Genomic DNA, 17,416 nt, shown 5'->3' on the forward strand with positions numbered 1-17,416 from the left:
TCATCCCAGGCATGTTTAGCCTGATCTTAATCAGCTACGCAGCGTTGCGTTTTACCGGTGATATTTCAGAACAGGCAATGGGCGTTCGGCTGAGATACGCTGCGGTCCACGTTGTGGGCGTCATGCTGCAAGCGCACCGGAAAAAAGGCATTGTCAGAGTGTCAGTCTTGCCGGCGGAGGAGTATGCGACGCTCGCTGTAAAGTCATTGTTTTTTCTTTGTTATGCAGAAATTGATGTGAACTTTACCGGATTGTTATTCCATCTGGTAACTTCTCATTCCTATTCGTAATTTCAAAAACATAAAGCTTGTGACCTATAGTCGCATTAACTTTATGTGTTTCTGACGGGAACATTGTGAATTATTTACCCCTTTTTGCCGACCTGCGGACAAGAGCAGTGCTGGTGGTCGGCGGCGGCGACGTTGCCGCACGTAAAATCGATTTACTGCGTCGTGCCGGCGCATGCGTGCGGGTGGTTGCGCGTAGCCTTTGTGATGAACTGGCCGAGCTGGAACAACAGCAGGTGATTATCTGGCTCGCTCGCGATTTTGCGGAGGAGCAGCTTAAAGACGTGGTGCTGGTGATCGCGGCGACCGATGACAACGTACTCAATAGCACTGTCAGTAGCTGTGCGAACGCGCGCAACCTGTTGGTCAACGTTGTGGATGATCAGGCGAAATGCAGTTTTATATTTCCATCGATCGTTGATCGTTCACCGCTGGTGGTCGCGATTTCATCGGGAGGAACGGCGCCGGTTCTGGCGCGATTACTCCGTGAAAAGCTGGAGGCGTTGTTGCCGGTAAGCCTGGGCAACATGGCCGCCCTCGCGGCGGAGTGGCGTGGAAAAGTCAAACAGCGTTTCGCAAAAATAGCTGACCGTCGCCGCTACTGGGAGCGCATATTCAGCGGTCAGTTTGCCAGCCAGGTTGCCTGCAGCAATCTGATGGCCGCCAGACAAACGCTTGACGCGCAACTGGAAAATCCTGAGGCCTGCAAGGGCGAAATCATACTGGTCGGTGCCGGTCCCGGCGATCCGGGTTTGCTGACGCTGCGTGCGTTGCAAGTTATGCAGCAGGCTGATGTGGTGCTTTATGACCATCTGGTCAGTGCTGAGGTGCTGGATCTGGTGCGACGTGATGCCGATCGCATCTGTGTGGGCAAACGCGCCGGCACGCACGATGTGATTCAGGAAGAGACTAATCGCCTGCTGGTTGAGCTGGCGTGCGAGGGCAAGCGCGTTGTGCGGCTCAAAGGTGGCGATCCGTTTATTTTCGGCCGTGGCGGCGAAGAGTTGCAGGTCGTGGTGCAGGCGGGCATACCCTTTCAGATTGTACCCGGCGTTACCGCCGCCTCTGGTGCGACGGCTTATGCAGGTATTCCGCTGACCCACCGTGACTACGCGCAGAGCGTGCTGTTCATTACCGGCCACTCACGGGAGGAGCGCGATTCAGTTGACTGGTCCTCTCTGGCCCGTGCGCATCAGACGTTGGCGATTTATATGGGGACTTTCAGAGCGGAGGATATCAGTTCGCAGCTCATTGCCCATGGACGCGGCGCCGCGACGCCGGTGGCGATTATCAGTCGTGGTACCCGCCCGGATCAGCAGGTACTAACCGGTACGCTTAGCGAACTAGGCCAACTGGCGCAAAACGCCCCAACGCCCGCGCTGCTGGTTATTGGTGAGGTGGTTAACCTACAGGCGCAGCTTGCCTGGTTTCAACATTCGGCACGACCGGCATCGCCTGATGAAACGGTTGTTACTTTGGCTTGAGGAACAGTTATGGATCAAAAACAGCTCACTCACCTGCGTCAACTCGAAGCGGAAAGTATCCATATCATCCGGGAAGTGGCGGCAGAATTCAGCAATCCGGTGATGATGTATTCTATCGGTAAAGATTCATCGGTAATGCTCCACCTGGCGCGTAAAGCATTTTATCCCGGTACGCTGCCTTTTCCGCTGCTCCATGTTGATACCGGCTGGAAATTCCGGGAAATGTACGCATTTCGCGATCGTACGGTCAAAGAACTGGGTGCCGAGCTGATTGTTCACCGTAACCCGGAAGGTTTGGCGATGGGGATTAACCCTTTCGTTCACGGCAGCGCGAAGCATACCGATATCATGAAAACCGAAGGATTAAAGCAGGCGCTGAATAAGTATGGTTTCGACGCTGCGTTTGGTGGCGCGCGACGGGATGAAGAAAAATCGCGCGCTAAAGAGCGTATCTACTCATTTCGTGACCGTTTTCATCGCTGGGACCCGAAAAATCAGCGTCCGGAGCTTTGGCACAACTATAACGGCCAGATTAATAAGGGCGAAAGTATTCGCGTATTTCCGCTTTCAAACTGGACTGAGCTGGATATCTGGCAATATATCTTCATGGAAAATATCGAAATCGTGCCGCTATATCTGGCGGCTGAACGCCCGGTCCTTGAGCGTGATGGCATGCTGATGATGGTCGATGACGATCGTATCGATCTGCAGCCAGGCGAGGAGATCAAGCCGCGCATGGTGCGTTTTCGTACTCTTGGCTGTTGGCCGCTCACCGGCGCGGTGGAGTCACAGGCCGCAACGTTGCCGGAAATTATTAAAGAAATGTTGATCTCCACCAGCAGTGAACGTCAGGGGCGATTAATTGACCGCGACCAGGCCGGCTCAATGGAGCTGAAAAAACGTCAGGGTTATTTCTGAGGAGCGTCGATGAATACAGTAATGGCACAACAAATTGCTGAGCAGGGCGGAGTAGAGGCCTGGTTGCACGCCCAGCAGCACAAAAGTCTGCTGCGCTTTTTAACCTGTGGCAGCGTCGATGACGGAAAGAGTACCTTAATTGGACGATTGCTACACGATACCCGACAGATTTATGAAGATCAGCTATCTTCACTGCACAATGACAGCAAACGTCACGGCACCCAGGGGGAAAAGATCGATCTTGCGCTGTTAGTCGATGGCTTGCAGGCTGAACGTGAGCAGGGGATCACCATTGACGTGGCCTACCGTTACTTCTCTACGGAGAAGCGTAAGTTTATCATTGCGGACACTCCGGGACACGAACAGTACACACGTAATATGGCGACCGGTGCTTCCACCTGCGATCTGGCAATTTTGCTAATTGATGCGCGTAAAGGTGTACTGGATCAAACTCGCCGCCATAGCTTTATCAGTACGCTGCTCGGTATTAAATATCTGCTGGTGGCGGTGAACAAAATGGATCTGATGGAATACAGCCAGCAGCGATTCGAACAGATTAAACAGGCGTACCTGGGTTTCGCCGCGCAGCTGCCGGGCGATGTTGATATTCGTTTTGTACCTATTTCTGCTCTTGAAGGTGAGAACGTTGCCAGTCAAAGCTTGCGTATGAGCTGGTACAACGGCCCGACCCTGCTTGACGTGCTGGAAACCGTTGAGGTTAACCCTGTGGTCGATCATCAGCCAATGCGCTTTCCAGTTCAGTACGTCAACAGACCGAATCTCGATTTTCGTGGCTATGCCGGTACGCTGGCCTCCGGGCTGGTCAGAGTCGGCCAGCGAGTAAAAGTGTTGCCCTCCGGCGCAGAATCTTCAGTGGCTCGCATCGTCACTTTCGATGGCGATTTGACCGAGGCGCAGGCTGGAGAGGCGATTACCCTTGTGCTGGAAGATGAAATTGATATCAGTCGTGGTGACCTGCTGGTCGAAGCGGATACCGCATTGAAGCCGGTTCGCGGTGCATCGCTGGACGTGGTGTGGATGGCAGAGCAGCCGCTGGTACCGGGTCAAAGCTATGATGTCAAAATTGCCGGCAAAAAGACCCGTGCCCGCGTGGAAAAGATCCAGTATCAGGTTGAAATTAACCGTCTGACTCAGCGCACGGTAGAGAAACTGCCGCTCAACGGTATCGCGCTGATCAACGTGACTTTTGACGAGCCGCTGGCGATTGATCCATACCAACATAACCCGGTGAGCGGTGGCATCATATTTATCGACCGGTTGAGCAACGTTACGGTGGGGGCAGGAATGATCCGATATGCGCAGGATGTAGATAACAGTGCACGCAGTGATTACGGTGCCTTTGAACTGGAGCTGAACGCATGGGTGCGGCGTTATTTCCCACACTGGGGAGCTCGCGATCTTTTGAGCGATAAATAATGGCCGACCACGACGAACATATCATCTGGCACGCCCATCTGGTAACGCGTGCCGGGCGTGAGGCGAGGCATGGACACAAAGGTGCGGTGCTGTGGTTCACCGGCCTTTCCGGTTCGGGCAAATCGACGGTCGCTGGTGCATTGGAGCAGGCGCTACATCAGCGGGGAGTCAGCACTTATCTGCTCGATGGTGACAATGTGCGACATGGACTGTGCCGCGATCTTGGCTTCAGCGATAGCGATCGGAAAGAAAACATTCGCCGGGTCGGTGAAGTGGCGAAGCTGATGGTTGATGCCGGGCTTATCGTGTTAACCGCGTTTATATCTCCGCACCGTGAAGAGCGGCAAATGGTGCGAACCATGTTAGGAGTGGAGTGCTTTATCGAAGTGTACGTCGATACGCCGCTGGCTATCTGCGAAAGCCGGGATCCAAAGGGACTCTATAAAAAAGCCCGTTCAGGGGAACTGAAAAATTTCACCGGTATCGATAGCATCTATGAAGCGCCTCTGGCACCAGAAATTCACCTGGATGGACAACAATTGGTAACAATATTAACACTTCAGTTATTAGATCTGTTACATAAGCACGATATTATCAGCTCCTGAAAAAGCGCGGATGAACGCCATAGAGCGTACCGAAACAAGCGTCAACAGGATATTTATGCAAAACGTTCCCCCCATGCTGGCTCGTAAAAATGAACGTGAGCAGGATGAGCCTTCCTGGTCCTTCCCCGGTATCGTGACTGGCTTTGCCGCGTACTGGTTTGCGTTTGCTATCCCTTTTGTGAAGTACGGCGCTAACGTTCTGTTCTTCTTTCTCTATACCTGGCCTTTCTTCCTGGCGTTGCTACCGGTTTCCATGCTGATTGGCATCGTTGTTAGCTACATGCTGCGTGATAAATTTTTCTGGATGGCGATTATCACGCTGGCTTTAGTCATCTGCCTGTTCCTGATGTTATTTACTTTTATCTCCGGTTGGTAGCCCGGCCATGCACACGCCAGTAGTGAAACAGATTCTGGTGTGACCAAACATGTCCTGTGTCCTGATGAAACCACGGTAAGAAGCATAAGAAGCCTGCGTTGTTGTCGGCATTTTTGCTGGCAGAGTGGAGTCTGACTGAAAGTTATGGGATGATTAGGCCGTTTTTCAGGGGATGGGAATGGGAAAACTGACACTGTTACTACTGGTTTTACTCGGTTGGCTGCAATATTCACTCTGGCTGGGTAAAAACGGTATTCATGATTATACACGGGTTAAAGACGATGTTGCGTTGCAGCAAGCCAGCAATGGCAAGCTGAAATTACGTAACGATCGCCTGTTTGCGGAAATCGACGATCTTAATGATGGTACAGAAGCCATTGAAGAGCGCGCGCGCGATGAGCTAGGCATGATTAAACCCGGCGAAACCTTTTACCGGCTAGTGCCGGAACCGAACCGGCGCAATACGACGCAGTCCGGCTCTGCGACTCAACACCCCTGAACATATGATGAGTAATGGCGCATCCTCCCCGGATATCATTGCCGTAGTGCCTGCTGCCGGGATTGGCAGCCGGATGCAATCCTCTTTCCCCAAGCAGTTTCTCACCATCGGCCAGCAAACCATCCTTGAGCATACGTTGGCACCGTTATTGAACCACGTGCGCATACGTAAGGTTATCGTCGTACTGGGTGCGGACGATGACAAATTTACCGGATTGGCAGTCAGCAGGCACCCACGAGTCATAACCGTCACCGGCGGAGGACAGCGTGCCGAGTCGGTGATGGCCGGTTTACAGGCAGCCCGCGGTGTTCATTGGGTATTGGTACATGATGCCGCTCGTCCGTGCTTGCATCCTGATGATTTAACGCGTTTGCTGGCGATCACTGCAACCAGTAAGGTGGGCGGCATTCTGGCGGCGCCAGTTCGTGACACGATGAAGCGCGCTGAGTGGGGGCGAGATGCAGTGGCCCACAGCGTTGAGCGTGAGGGCCTATGGCACGCGCTCACCCCGCAATTGTTTCCGCTGGAGTTGTTGCGCCAGTGTTTAGACCGGGCGTTGCGGGAAGGCGTCACTATTACTGATGAAGCTTCCGCGCTGGAATATTGTGGCTATCATCCAGAACTTGTGGTCGGACGCAGCGATAACATAAAGGTTACCCGACCGGAAGACCTGGCGCTGGCGGCTTTTTTTCTCACTCAATTACACAATAAGGAAAACGCATAGTGCGTATCGGTCACGGTTTTGATGTCCATGCTTTTGGTGGCGAAGGCCCGCTGGTGATTGGCGGTGTACGTATTCCCTACGATCGTGGACTGCTGGCGCATTCAGATGGCGACGTTGCGCTGCATGCGTTGACTGATGCGCTGCTCGGCGCAGCGGCGTTGGGTGATATCGGTAAACTATTTCCGGACAACGACGCCGCATACAAAGGGGCTGACAGCAGGGAATTACTGCGTCAGGCATGGCATAAAATTCAGCAGAAGGGCTGGTGCATTGGCAATGTCGACATCACTATTATCGCTCAGGCGCCCAAAATGCTACCGCATATCGCCCAGATGCGCGTGAATATTGCCGAGGATTTAGCGATTCATATGGAAGAGGTGAATGTTAAAGCTACGACTACCGAAAAGCTCGGCTTTACCGGGCGGGGCGAAGGCATTGCCTGTGAGGCTGTTGCACTTTTGCTTAAAGCAGAAAATTAATGGAAATGCTGAACTGGTTGCACGGTCAGCCGACGGCAAGCGGTGTGATAAAAGCCTGCGCCGAAGATTTTGTCGTCAAGGAAGATCTTGGCTATCTTCCTGATGGTCACGGTGAACATCTGCTGGTGCGTATCCGTAAAAATGGCTGCAATACCCGCTTTGTCGCCGATGCGTTAGCAAAATTTGTCGGGGTTCACGCCCGCGACGTTAGCTTCGCCGGAATGAAAGATCGCCATGCCGTTACCGAACAGTGGTTCTGCCTGCGTATTCCTGGTAAGCAGACTCCTGATATGAATGCGTTCGACCTGGAAGGCTGCGAGGTGCTGGAAAGCGCAAGGCATGAGCGCAAAGTGCGCACGGGTGCGCTTAAAGGCAATGCCTTTCGCCTGATATTACGCCAAATTTCCGACCGTCAGGCGGTCGACGATCGCCTGCAGCTTATCGCCTGTCAAGGTGCGCCGAACTACTTCGGCACCCAGCGTTTTGGTCATGGGGGTAATAATTTGCAGCAGGCCATACGCTGGGCGGCGGGCGACATTCGTGTGCGTGAGCGCAATAAACGCAGCTTCTATTTATCCGCCGCGCGTAGCGCGTTGTTTAATCAGATAGTCAGCGCCAGGCTGGCGCAGCAAAATAACCTGACAACGGTGATGCCTGGTGATGCGTTGCAGCTTAGCGGCCGTGGCAGCTGGTTTATCGCCAATGCCGCAGAGCTGACAGCATTACAGCAGCGTGTCGAGGCCGGCGAGCTACGGGTTACCGCATCATTGCCAGGCGACGGTGAGTGGGGAAGCCAGCAGCAGGCGCTGGCGTTTGAACAGCATGCGTTGCAGGATAGAACCTTGTTAATTCAATTGTTACAGCAGGAAAGCGTTGATGCAGCGAGGCGGTCGATGTTAATGATGCCGGACAACTTGCGCTGGAACTGGTGGGATGATGTTACCGTTGAATTACAATTTTGGCTGCCAGCCGGTAGCTTTGCGACCAGCCTGCTGCGGGAAGTTCTGATTTCTCAGGATGGAGCCGATATTGAAGAATAAATTCGCAGCTTAACCAGCCGACGCTTATCGTTACCAGCGCCAGCCGTTGCTGGCACAATGGCTGCCTGGTTAGCTGATCATCATGCCGGACACGCTATTTACAATCCATGACGTAATGAAAACGCGCGCCTGAGTGAGGAAAAATTGACTCACTGGGGTCGCAGCCATTATTAACATGATGAGGTAAGCGTATACCAAAGACAGGGGATTGATAAAAATCGTCGATGTTCACCTGTCCATTCAGGGATAGCTTGTCAGGATTTAAGAACTCAACATCACCATGCACTTGCCTTACGATAACGCGCCAGAAATAAAACGGTGAAGTAAAACCAGCGGAGTTAACCTGCTAATTTTTGTAACTACAATTAAGCAACTTGCCAGGCTAGAATAGCGCAATCCAACCGATATTCACTGCATATTTTTTCGTCTGTAAATTCAGGACGGTCAAAGATGAAGTGAGTGAAGTGATGAATTAAATAAAAACAGAAGGTTGTTGCGAGAATGCGCGTATTACTGAGTAATGATGACGGATACCATGCTCCAGGAATTCAGACGCTGGCGGCTGCGCTACGCGCATTCGCGCAGGTTCAGATTGTCGCACCTGACCGTAATCGTAGTGGTGCATCCAATTCACTGACGCTGGAGATGCCACTCCGGACATTTACTTATCCTGATGGCGGTATCGCTGTGCAAATGGGCACGCCAACCGATTGTGTTTATCTGGGAGTCAACGCGCTGATGAAGCCGGCACCCGATATTGTGATTTCCGGTATTAACGCAGGACCCAATCTTGGCGATGACGTACTCTATTCTGGTACTGTTGCTGCTGCGATGGAAGGGCGACACCTTGGTCTCCCCGCTATCGCCGTTTCGCTGAATGGCCACCAGCATTATGATACTGCCGCTGCGGTGACCTGCCAGCTGCTATGCGCTCTGACACGCGAGCCGTTACGGACAGGGCGCATTCTAAATGTCAATGTACCCGATCTACCGCTGGATGAAATTAAAGGATTTCGCGTTACCCGTTGTGGTTGCCGTCACCCGAGCGATAAGGTTATTCCCCAACAGGATCCGCGGGGTCATACACTTTACTGGATTGGACCGCCGGGTGATAAGCTCGACGCGGGGCCAGATACCGATTTTGCCGCCGTTGATGAAGGGTTCGTTTCCGTTACCGCACTTCATGTCGATCTGACCGCGCATGCTGCTCACAATAAGCTCAGCGATTGGCTGGAACGCGTCGGGGTTATTAACGGATGATCACTAAGCGCGTCGACACGCTTCTTGGACTGCTTCGTCAGCAGGGGATTAGCGATGAGCGCCTGCTGCATGCGATAGAAACGGTCCCGCGTGAAAAGTTTGTCGATGAAGCATTCGAACTCAAGGCTTGGGATAATACGGCACTTCCTATTGGTTCCGGGCAAACTATTTCCCAGCCTTATATGGTGGCGCGGATGACGGCGCTACTGGAATTGGCCCCGACTGCGCGCGTGCTGGAGATCGGTACGGGGTCCGGCTATCAGACTGCCATTCTTGCTCATCTTGTCGACCGCGTATTTTCAGTTGAGCGTATTAAAGGCCTGCAATGGCAGGCGAAGCGCCGCCTTAAGCAGCTTGATTTACATAACATCTCAACCCGTCATGGAGATGGTTGGAAAGGGTGGCCATCGCGCGGCCCCTTCGATGCGATTATTGTTACTGCCGCGCCGCCGGAGATCCCATGCGCCTTGATGGCCCAGTTAAAGGATGATGGCATCATGGTTCTGCCAGTCGGAGAATCCCAGCAGATGCTGAAACGTATTCGTCGCCGTGGAGATGATTACGTGATCGATACCATCGAGCCCGTACGCTTTGTGCCGCTGATTCAGGGTGATTTGGCCTGATATTAAGATAGAAACTCGCGACATCATTTGGTCACAACTGATTTATAGCGCCTTTAGATTGATATTGTTACTATTCCGCTTAGTTTGTGAAACCGGTCGGTATTGACACGCCAATGTTTCATCGTCAACGTTTTGTTGCCATGGGGGATTTAATGAGCACTGGAAGTCCAGTTTTCACCTTACGCCGTCTTGCTGCGATTTCCTTGATAGGTATGGGGTTGGCAGGTTGCACCAGTAACAGCACGCCGGCGCCAATAAGTTCAGTCAATGACAATAATAGCAGCGGTATGACCGGCGGCGGTACGGCGGTTAGCAATCAGCCAAATGGGGGAGGGGCCAGTCCGCAGGGCGTCAGCGAGGCGGTGCCGACTCAGGGCGGCGGTATGATAATACAACAACCGTCGTCAACTAATCAGCCGGTCCAGTCGGGAGCAATGACTCAACCTGCTCGTTCTCCTGCGAGCGCTGACGTACAGATGAGAAATGGTCATATTATTTACAATCGTGCTTATGAGAATATTCCGAAAGGTAGCTATAACGGTCAGACTTATACCGTAAAGCATGGCGATACTTTGTTCTATATCGCCTGGATTACTGGCAATGATTTTCGCGACCTGGCGCAACGTAATAATATCGCTGCGCCCTACAGCCTGACGGTTGGGCAGCAATTACAGGTAGGTAATGGTAAGGGTGGAACTATCACGGGTGGTAATGAAATTACTGCTGCCGATGCGACGTCAAGTAGTGCTAATACGCTTATCCCGGGTGTAAAAACGAACCCAACCGCTGTTGCGCGGCAACCTGTTATTACGTATTCTGATGATTCAGGCGAATCAGATGGTAGCAAAATGTTACCATTATCCGGTGCAAAAGTTGCTTCGACAACTGCACCGGCAGCCGTACCGACAGCCAGTAGTTCAGCTCTAGGTTCAGCCCCAGTCACTACATGGCGCTGGCCAGCCGACGGAAAAGTTATTGATAACTTCTCTGCTTCGGAGGGAGGCAATAAGGGGATTGATATTACTGGCACGCGTGGACAACCTATTTACGCAACCGCTGCAGGGCGTGTTGTGTATGCAGGAAACGCGCTGCGTGGATACGGTAATCTGATCATCATCAAGCATAATGATGATTACCTGAGTGCCTATGCCCATAACGACACTATGCTGGTGCATGAACAACAACAAGTTCAGGCGGGGCAAAAAATAGCGACTATGGGTAGCACGGGCACCAGTTCTGTAAGATTGCATTTTGAAATTCGTTACAAGGGGAAATCCGTAAACCCGTTGCGCTTTTTGCCGCAGCGATAATCTGGCAGAACCTTGGTGTTCTGCCCCAGGTATAACGGGCAGGAGCCGCTCATGAGCCAGAATCCACTGAAAGTAAACGAGTTACATGAAAATGCGGAGTTCGACGAAAACGTATCTGAGGTTTTTGACGAGAAGGAACTTGTTGAAAGTGAGTCTGGCGATAATGATTTAGCAGAAGAAGAATTATTGTCACAGGGTGCGACGCAGCGAGTCCTGGATGCGACGCAGCTCTATCTCGGAGAAATTGGTTATTCACCTCTTTTGACGGCGGAAGAAGAAGTGTTTTTTGCCCGCCGAGCTCTCCGGGGAGACGTGCCATCAAGGCGCCGTATGATTGAGAGTAACCTGCGGCTGGTGGTGAAAATTGCCCGTCGTTACAGTAACCGTGGTCTGGCCCTGTTGGATCTTATCGAAGAGGGAAATCTCGGTCTGATCCGCGCCGTTGAAAAGTTCGATCCTGAACGCGGTTTCCGCTTCTCAACGTACGCTACCTGGTGGATCCGCCAGACAATCGAACGGGCGATTATGAATCAGACCCGAACGATACGTCTGCCGATTCACATCGTTAAAGAATTAAATGTTTATCTGCGTACCGCGCGTGAACTGTCGCACAAACTCGATCATGAGCCAAGCGCAGAAGAGATAGCCGTGAAGCTTGATAAACCGGTTGATGATGTCAGCCGCATGCTGCGTCTGAATGAACGAATTACTTCTGTTGATACGCCTTTAGGCGGTGATTCTGAGAAAGCGCTATTGGATATTCTGGCCGATGAGAAAGATAACGGTCCAGAGGATACCACTCAGGGCGATGATATAAAGCAGAGTATCGTTAAGTGGTTGTTCGAACTTAATGCCAAGCAGCGAGAAGTGTTGGCACGTCGCTTCGGTCTGTTGGGCTATGAAGCCGCAACGCTGGAGGATGTGGGGCGTGAAATCGGTCTGACGCGCGAGCGCGTTCGTCAGATTCAGGTTGAAGGACTGCGCCGTCTGCGTGAGATTTTGCAGACCCAGGGTCTCAGCATTGAAGCGTTGTTTCGCGATTAAGCTTGTTGAACGTAAAAACGGTGGCTGAATGGCCACCGTTTTTTTTGTCATAAGAAAATGTATGAAGCCAGAGCGGCGCCGTTATCTGCGTCGCCGCGAGAACAAAAAATCAGACCAGTGACTTAAGGCGATAAATCCACTCCAGCGCCTGACGTGGTGAAAGTGAATCGGCGTCCAGTGATTGCAGTGCTTCCAGCGCTGGTGAGGTATCCTCTATCATCAGCTGCATTTGTGCACCTTCGATGGAGGTGGCCACACCGCTACCTGAAAGCGTTTCAAGTTCGCGCAGTTTCTGACGCGCCCGCTTAATGACCTCTTTTGGTACTCCGGCCAGCGCCGCTACAGCCAGGCCGTAGCTTTTGCTGGCGGCACCATCCTGCACGCTATGCATAAAAGCAATGGTATCACCGTGCTCAACTGCATCCAGATGAATATTGGCTACGCCGCTGAGGTTTTCTGACAAGGTCGTCAGCTCAAAATAGTGTGTGGCAAATAGCGTCATTGCCTTGATGCTGTTCGTCAGGTTTTCGGCACAGGACCAGGCGAGCGCCAGGCCATCGTAAGTCGATGTGCCGCGTCCGATTTCATCCATCAATACCAGACTGAATTCGCTTGCGTTATGCAAAATATTCGCTGTCTCAGTCATCTCGACCATGAAGGTGGAGCGGCCTGAGGCCAGATCGTCAGCGGCACCGATACGGGTGAATATGCGATCGACCGGACCGATTGTGGCAGCGGCTGCCGGAACATAGCTGCCCACATATGCCATGAGCACGATCAGTGCTGTCTGGCGCATATAAGTACTTTTGCCGCCCATATTAGGTCCGGTGATGATCAGCATTCGACGTTGTGGTGAGAGTTGTACCGGATTGGCGATAAATGGCTCTTTCAGCACCTGTTCGACCACAGGATGACGACCGTCGGTTATTTGTATCCCCGGCTTATCAACCAGCGTAGGCCTCACGTAGTTCAGCGTCCAGGCACGCTCAGCAAGATTGCTCAGCACGTCGAGTTCTGCCAGCGCAGCGGCGCTGTGTTGCAACGCTTCAAGATGCGGCAGTAGCAGATCGAAAAGTTGATCATACAGGCGTTTTTCCAGCGCGAGCGCTTTACTTTTCGACGTCAGAACCTTGTCTTCATATTCTTTAAGCTCTGGAATAATATAGCGTTCTGCATTTTTTAGCGTCTGGCGGCGCACGTAATGAATGGGCACAAGGTGGCTTTGACCACGGCTGACCTGTAAGTAATAACCGTGAATAGCGTTATAGCCAACCTTCAGCGTATCAATACTCAGCTTTTCACGCTCGCGTATTTCCAGCTTGTCGAGGTAGTCAGTTGCACCATCGGCCAGCGCCCGCCAGTCATCCAGCTCTGCGTTATAACCTTGTGCAATCACACCACCGTCCCTGACAAGCACTGGCGGTGCTTCAACAACGGCGCGCTCCAGCAGCGCACATAACTCGGTAAATTCGCCAATTTGGTGTTGTAGCTTTTGCAGGTGGGCTACCTGAGATGACGCAAGCAACTGGTTCAGTTGTGGAAGTTGCTGAAAGGCGTGACGCATACGAGCCAGATCGCGTGGACGAGCGCTGCGTAATGCCAGCCGCGCAATAATACGCTCCAGATCGCCGATCTGGCGCAGCACTGGTTGCAGCTCGGCGCTTAGATTCTGCAGCTCACCAATACTTTGCTGGCGATTATTCAGCGTGGTAATATCGCGCACCGGCTGATGCAGCCAGCGCTTTAACATCCGGCTACCCATTGGCGTCACCGTACGGTCAATGACCGCCGCCAGTGTATTCTCTCCGCTGCCGGAAAGGTTCAGAGAAATTTCCAGATTGCGACGAGTCGCTGCATCCATTATCACCGAATCAGAGAGTCGATCCATTGTGAGACTGCGAATATGAGGCAGAGAGGTACGCTGAGTATCTTTAACATATTGCAGCAGGCACCCCGCAGCTCTTAGTGCCAGAGTCGCGTTTTCTACGCCGAAACCCGTCAGATCGCGGGTGCCAAATTGCAGGTTTAACTGCTGGCGTGCCGTGTCGATTTCAAATTCCCACAGCGGTCGTCGGCGCATACCACGGCGATCTTCAATCAGTTGTTTGCTGGAAAACTCTTCAGGATAGAGAATCTCCGCTGGATTAGTCCGTTGCAGCTCAGCTGCCATACTTTCTTCATCTGCGGGTTCAGTCAGGCGAAAGCGACCTGAGCCAATATCCAGGGTTGCGTAACCGAATCTCTGGCCGCTTTGCCAGATTGCGGCCAGTAAGTTATCCTGGCGCTCTTGCAGCAACGCTTCGTCGCTGATAGTTCCAGGCGTGACGATGCGGACTACTTTGCGCTCGACCGGACCTTTACTGAGGGCAGGATCACCTATTTGTTCGCAAATGGCGACGGATTCGCCTAACTGAACCAGTCTGGCAAGATAGTTTTCAACTGCATGATGTGGCACGCCGGCCATAGGTATGGGCTGGCCTGCTGAGGCGCCGCGCTTAGTGAGTGAGATTTCCAGTAGCTGTGAAGCTCGCTTAGCATCGTCGTAGAACAGCTCATAAAAATCGCCCATACGATAAAAGAGCAGAATGTCAGGATGTTCCGCTTTTAGCTTTAGGTACTGCTGCATCATTGGGGTGTGGACTTCAATATTCACAACATTACTCATTAGTTTTGGCTATCCATATTATTAAATTTCAATGAGATAGTTGATTTTTTTGTTCTCATTGCCTTTCACCTTGTCCCCTTGGATCACACAAACCCTACATTAAAATGTAGATTAGTGTACCTATTCCAACTTATCGTTGGCTGAAATACGGGCGCGCAAAGCGTAACTTACATTGATGTTCATGACTGCATGATAACTAAGTCTTTATGGCAGGAAAACAAGCATCGAGATGTCATCACATTCTATGAAAGTGCCATTTAAATCAGGAGGTGAAGAATCAGGGAGGGATTACGCGGTTTTAGCAAACATTTTAGATGGCTCAAAGCGAGAATCCTGTTAACGTTATCGTAGAGAGTTACAAAAGCTCCAGTTAGGTAGCAGAATCCACGAGCATGCAGAATTGAGGCCCATTAGTGTGCTGTATGGTGATAGCAATCATAGGCACATTTCGTGTTTTACTATGAGCAAGCCTGGTAAGAGTTGCCTGATGAGCAGAGTTAACCCAGTTGCCAGGGGATAGCTTGGTCTGGCTGGGTTGTGCTGAGACTGATACAGCTTAGCTCGCTGATATACGGTCGATTAGCCTGCATAAAATGTCGGTTATGTTGGTGACTTAAAAAATTTCCGCCTATCGGAGCAATGACCAGTTTCGTTTTCATTTCCTGAAAAATATTCATTAAATATTGTAATTCAGCGTTCTCGTGAAGAAATTTGTTCATCATTCTTTGCGTTAAACCAATCAGGGCTGAAGTCCTTCATAATAATTTATCGATATCTTATCGTTATTAAATAAATCTCTCTTTTTAAGCGAGATGTTTGTCGTTAAGTATTTTCTAAAGATCCATCTGTAAAGATCGATATTTCGTTACAGCTGAACTGATCGGACTCTATCGTGTTCAAAAATACTAAAATTATTTTTGGTATAACTGCCGTGCTGTTCATCTCTGGCTTAATGTGGTTTTGTATCGCTGCTCTCTATTACACCGCATTCGATAATGACAGAGTGAATTTCCTTAATAAATAGAAGCTTAGTCTACAGCAGCAAGAGATCAGCGATAGTTTTCAATCGCTGATCATAACGCCAGTTGCGGTGAGGCACGTGGCGATCCGCTTTCTTAAAAACTCAGGCAATTCTGCAACCGCGTCTCAGGTGGACCTCGATGATTTGCTGCAAAAAACCAACGCTACTTATGAACATTCTGCTGGTTATTTCCGGGTATAAAAGGACACGGTAAAAATACTGCCACATACGCTCTTGAAGAAAAAAAGATCCAGCAGGCATATCCTACAATGCTCGGGGTGACGAAAAGCTCGATTGCTTTCTTGCGAGAGCAGAATTACACCGCCTATGGTAACCTGGACGCACATAAGGGCCAGAATGATCTCGTAATGGCATACCACAGTTGGTGGCTAAAAAAAACAATCAGTTGTAGTAAGCGGCATCTCATGAAAATTTAAAGAGTTTTGATCAGATGAAATGAATTTTATGCGCGATTGCACTGATTCTGATTTTCCTTATTCTGGTTATCTACGTGGGTATCAGACAGATACTTTTTACCCCACTTAAGCAGATTACCGGGCACATTAAAGCGATTACCGCTGGCGAACTGACCTGTCAGATGGGAGACGGTGGTCGTAGCGAAATGGGGCAACTGCTCAGCATGTTGAAAAACATGCTGAATTCATTGATTACCACCGTCGGTGCGGTTCGTGAAAGTGCCGATGCGATTTACTCCGGAGCCGGGGAAATCTCTGCTGGTTGTAACGATCTCTCGTCACGAACTGAAGAGCAGGCGGCTTCACTGGAGCAAACTGCTGCCAGCATGGAGCAGCTGTCTGCAACGGTTACGCTAAACACTGATAATGCGCAACAGGCCGCAGAGTTTGCCCGTGCCGCTTCTGCCACTGCCGAATCTGGCGGCACCGTGGTCAGTAGCGTTGTTACTACGATGCAGGAAATCACGGATAGCTCACAACAAATTTCCCAAATTACAGCAGTGATCGATGAAATTGCCTTTCAGACCAATATTCTGGCGTTGAATGCTGCGGTTGAGTTCGCGCGAGCGGGTGAACAGGGGCGTGGCTTTGCCGTTGTCGCTGGTGAAGTCAGATCGCTGGCTGGTCGTAGCGCGGCGGCAGCGAAAGAAATTAAAAATCTGATCGATAAGTCTGTTAGCCGTGTAGGAACAAGATCGCAGCAGGTGAGTGCGGCTGGTGACGCAATGAAGGAGATTGTTGCAGCCGTCAAAAGAGTAACCAGCATAATGGTTGATATTGCTAGCGCATCAGGTGAACAACGCCGCGGAATTGAGCAGATCAGCCTTGCGGTATCTCAGATGGATACTGTGAATCAGCAAAATGTAGCGCTGGTGGAGGAGTCAGCGGGTGCAGCATCTACGCTGGAGTTCCAGGCAGGACAACTGCGTCAGGCCGTATCGGTCTTTCGTATTGATCCAAGCATTTCAGCTGGCTTCCCTGTAAGTAGTGTAGTGGAACATAACAAACAGTTGTCAGTAAATGCTCTGCTGCAACAACGGTAGCTGGAACCAGCAATTCAGCGCAAAACTGAAAATCGTTTTGATTCTGCTGTTTAGTTGTGCGGCCAGCTTGATGAATTGTTCACACAATGCTGACGAAAATCGGATGGGAATACGGCGTAGTTTAA

Annotated in this window: 14 protein-coding genes and 1 pseudogene; 14 read left to right on the top strand and 1 reads right to left on the bottom strand. The window is 51.2% G+C overall.

Going from position 1 to position 17,416, the window contains the following annotated elements:
• Positions 1-355: 355 nt before the first annotated feature.
• From cysG to rpoS, 13 genes are all read left to right on the top strand, one after another.
• Positions 356-1,771, top strand: coding sequence for a siroheme synthase CysG (gene cysG, locus BM191_RS05265; RefSeq protein ID WP_092875854.1), 1,416 nt, complete (start codon positions 356-358; stop codon positions 1,769-1,771).
• Positions 1,772-1,780: 9 nt separating this feature from the next.
• On the top strand, positions 1,781-2,689 hold the full coding sequence (cysD, locus tag BM191_RS05270) for a sulfate adenylyltransferase subunit CysD (RefSeq protein ID WP_092875856.1): 909 nt from the start codon (positions 1,781-1,783) through the stop codon (positions 2,687-2,689).
• A gap of 9 nt (positions 2,690-2,698) precedes the next feature.
• Positions 2,699-4,126, top strand: a complete 1,428-nt coding sequence (gene cysN / locus BM191_RS05275; protein WP_092875858.1) for a sulfate adenylyltransferase subunit CysN — start codon at positions 2,699-2,701, stop codon at positions 4,124-4,126.
• Positions 4,126-4,731 carry an adenylyl-sulfate kinase gene (gene cysC / locus BM191_RS05280; RefSeq protein ID WP_092875860.1) on the top strand — a complete coding sequence of 202 codons (606 nt, stop codon included), beginning with the start codon at positions 4,126-4,128 and terminating at the stop codon, positions 4,729-4,731. Before cysN ends, cysC begins: the two co-directional genes overlap by 1 nt.
• A gap of 55 nt (positions 4,732-4,786) precedes the next feature.
• The gene (locus BM191_RS05285; RefSeq protein WP_092875862.1) at positions 4,787-5,107 is read left to right on the top strand and encodes a DUF3561 family protein; all 321 of its coding nucleotides are present in this window, start codon (positions 4,787-4,789) and stop codon (positions 5,105-5,107) included.
• Positions 5,108-5,285: 178 nt separating this feature from the next.
• Complete coding sequence (ftsB, locus tag BM191_RS05290) at positions 5,286-5,606, top strand: cell division protein FtsB (RefSeq protein ID WP_092875864.1); 321 nt, start codon at positions 5,286-5,288, stop codon at positions 5,604-5,606.
• A 7-nt stretch (positions 5,607-5,613) separates the two neighbouring features.
• Positions 5,614-6,330 (top strand): 2-C-methyl-D-erythritol 4-phosphate cytidylyltransferase, encoded by a 717-nt coding sequence (gene ispD / locus BM191_RS05295; protein WP_092875866.1) that lies wholly within the window; start codon positions 5,614-5,616, stop codon positions 6,328-6,330.
• Complete coding sequence (gene ispF / locus BM191_RS05300; protein WP_092875868.1) at positions 6,330-6,809, top strand: 2-C-methyl-D-erythritol 2,4-cyclodiphosphate synthase; 480 nt, start codon at positions 6,330-6,332, stop codon at positions 6,807-6,809. Before ispD ends, ispF begins: the two co-directional genes overlap by 1 nt.
• Positions 6,809-7,849 carry a tRNA pseudouridine(13) synthase TruD gene (gene truD, locus BM191_RS05305; protein WP_092875870.1) on the top strand — a complete coding sequence of 347 codons (1,041 nt, stop codon included), beginning with the start codon at positions 6,809-6,811 and terminating at the stop codon, positions 7,847-7,849. The genes ispF and truD overlap by 1 nt, the downstream gene beginning before the upstream one ends.
• A 501-nt stretch (positions 7,850-8,350) precedes the next feature.
• Entirely contained in the window at positions 8,351-9,109 is a 759-nt protein-coding gene (gene surE, locus BM191_RS05310; RefSeq protein ID WP_092875872.1) for a 5'/3'-nucleotidase SurE, read from the top strand.
• Entirely contained in the window at positions 9,106-9,732 is a 627-nt protein-coding gene (locus BM191_RS05315; RefSeq protein WP_092875874.1) for a protein-L-isoaspartate(D-aspartate) O-methyltransferase, read from the top strand. The genes surE and BM191_RS05315 overlap by 4 nt, the downstream gene beginning before the upstream one ends.
• A gap of 152 nt (positions 9,733-9,884) precedes the next feature.
• The gene (gene nlpD / locus BM191_RS05320; RefSeq protein WP_092875876.1) at positions 9,885-11,042 is read left to right on the top strand and encodes a murein hydrolase activator NlpD; all 1,158 of its coding nucleotides are present in this window, start codon (positions 9,885-9,887) and stop codon (positions 11,040-11,042) included.
• 51 nt (positions 11,043-11,093) lie between these two features.
• Positions 11,094-12,086, top strand: coding sequence for an RNA polymerase sigma factor RpoS (rpoS, locus tag BM191_RS05325; protein WP_092875878.1), 993 nt, complete (start codon positions 11,094-11,096; stop codon positions 12,084-12,086).
• 109 nt (positions 12,087-12,195) lie between these two features.
• On the opposite strand, the gene mutS is transcribed toward rpoS, so the two are convergent.
• Entirely contained in the window at positions 12,196-14,751 is a 2,556-nt protein-coding gene (gene mutS / locus BM191_RS05330; RefSeq protein ID WP_092875880.1) for a DNA mismatch repair protein MutS, read from the bottom strand.
• A gap of 952 nt (positions 14,752-15,703) precedes the next feature.
• Here mutS and BM191_RS05340 point away from each other — a divergent pair.
• Positions 15,704-17,291 (top strand): annotated as a pseudogene (locus tag BM191_RS05340) (methyl-accepting chemotaxis protein).
• Positions 17,292-17,416: the final 125 nt, after the last annotated feature.

Source organism: Izhakiella capsodis, from assembly GCF_900115045.1.
GTDB classification, from domain to species: Bacteria; Pseudomonadota; Gammaproteobacteria; order Enterobacterales; family Enterobacteriaceae; genus Izhakiella; species Izhakiella capsodis.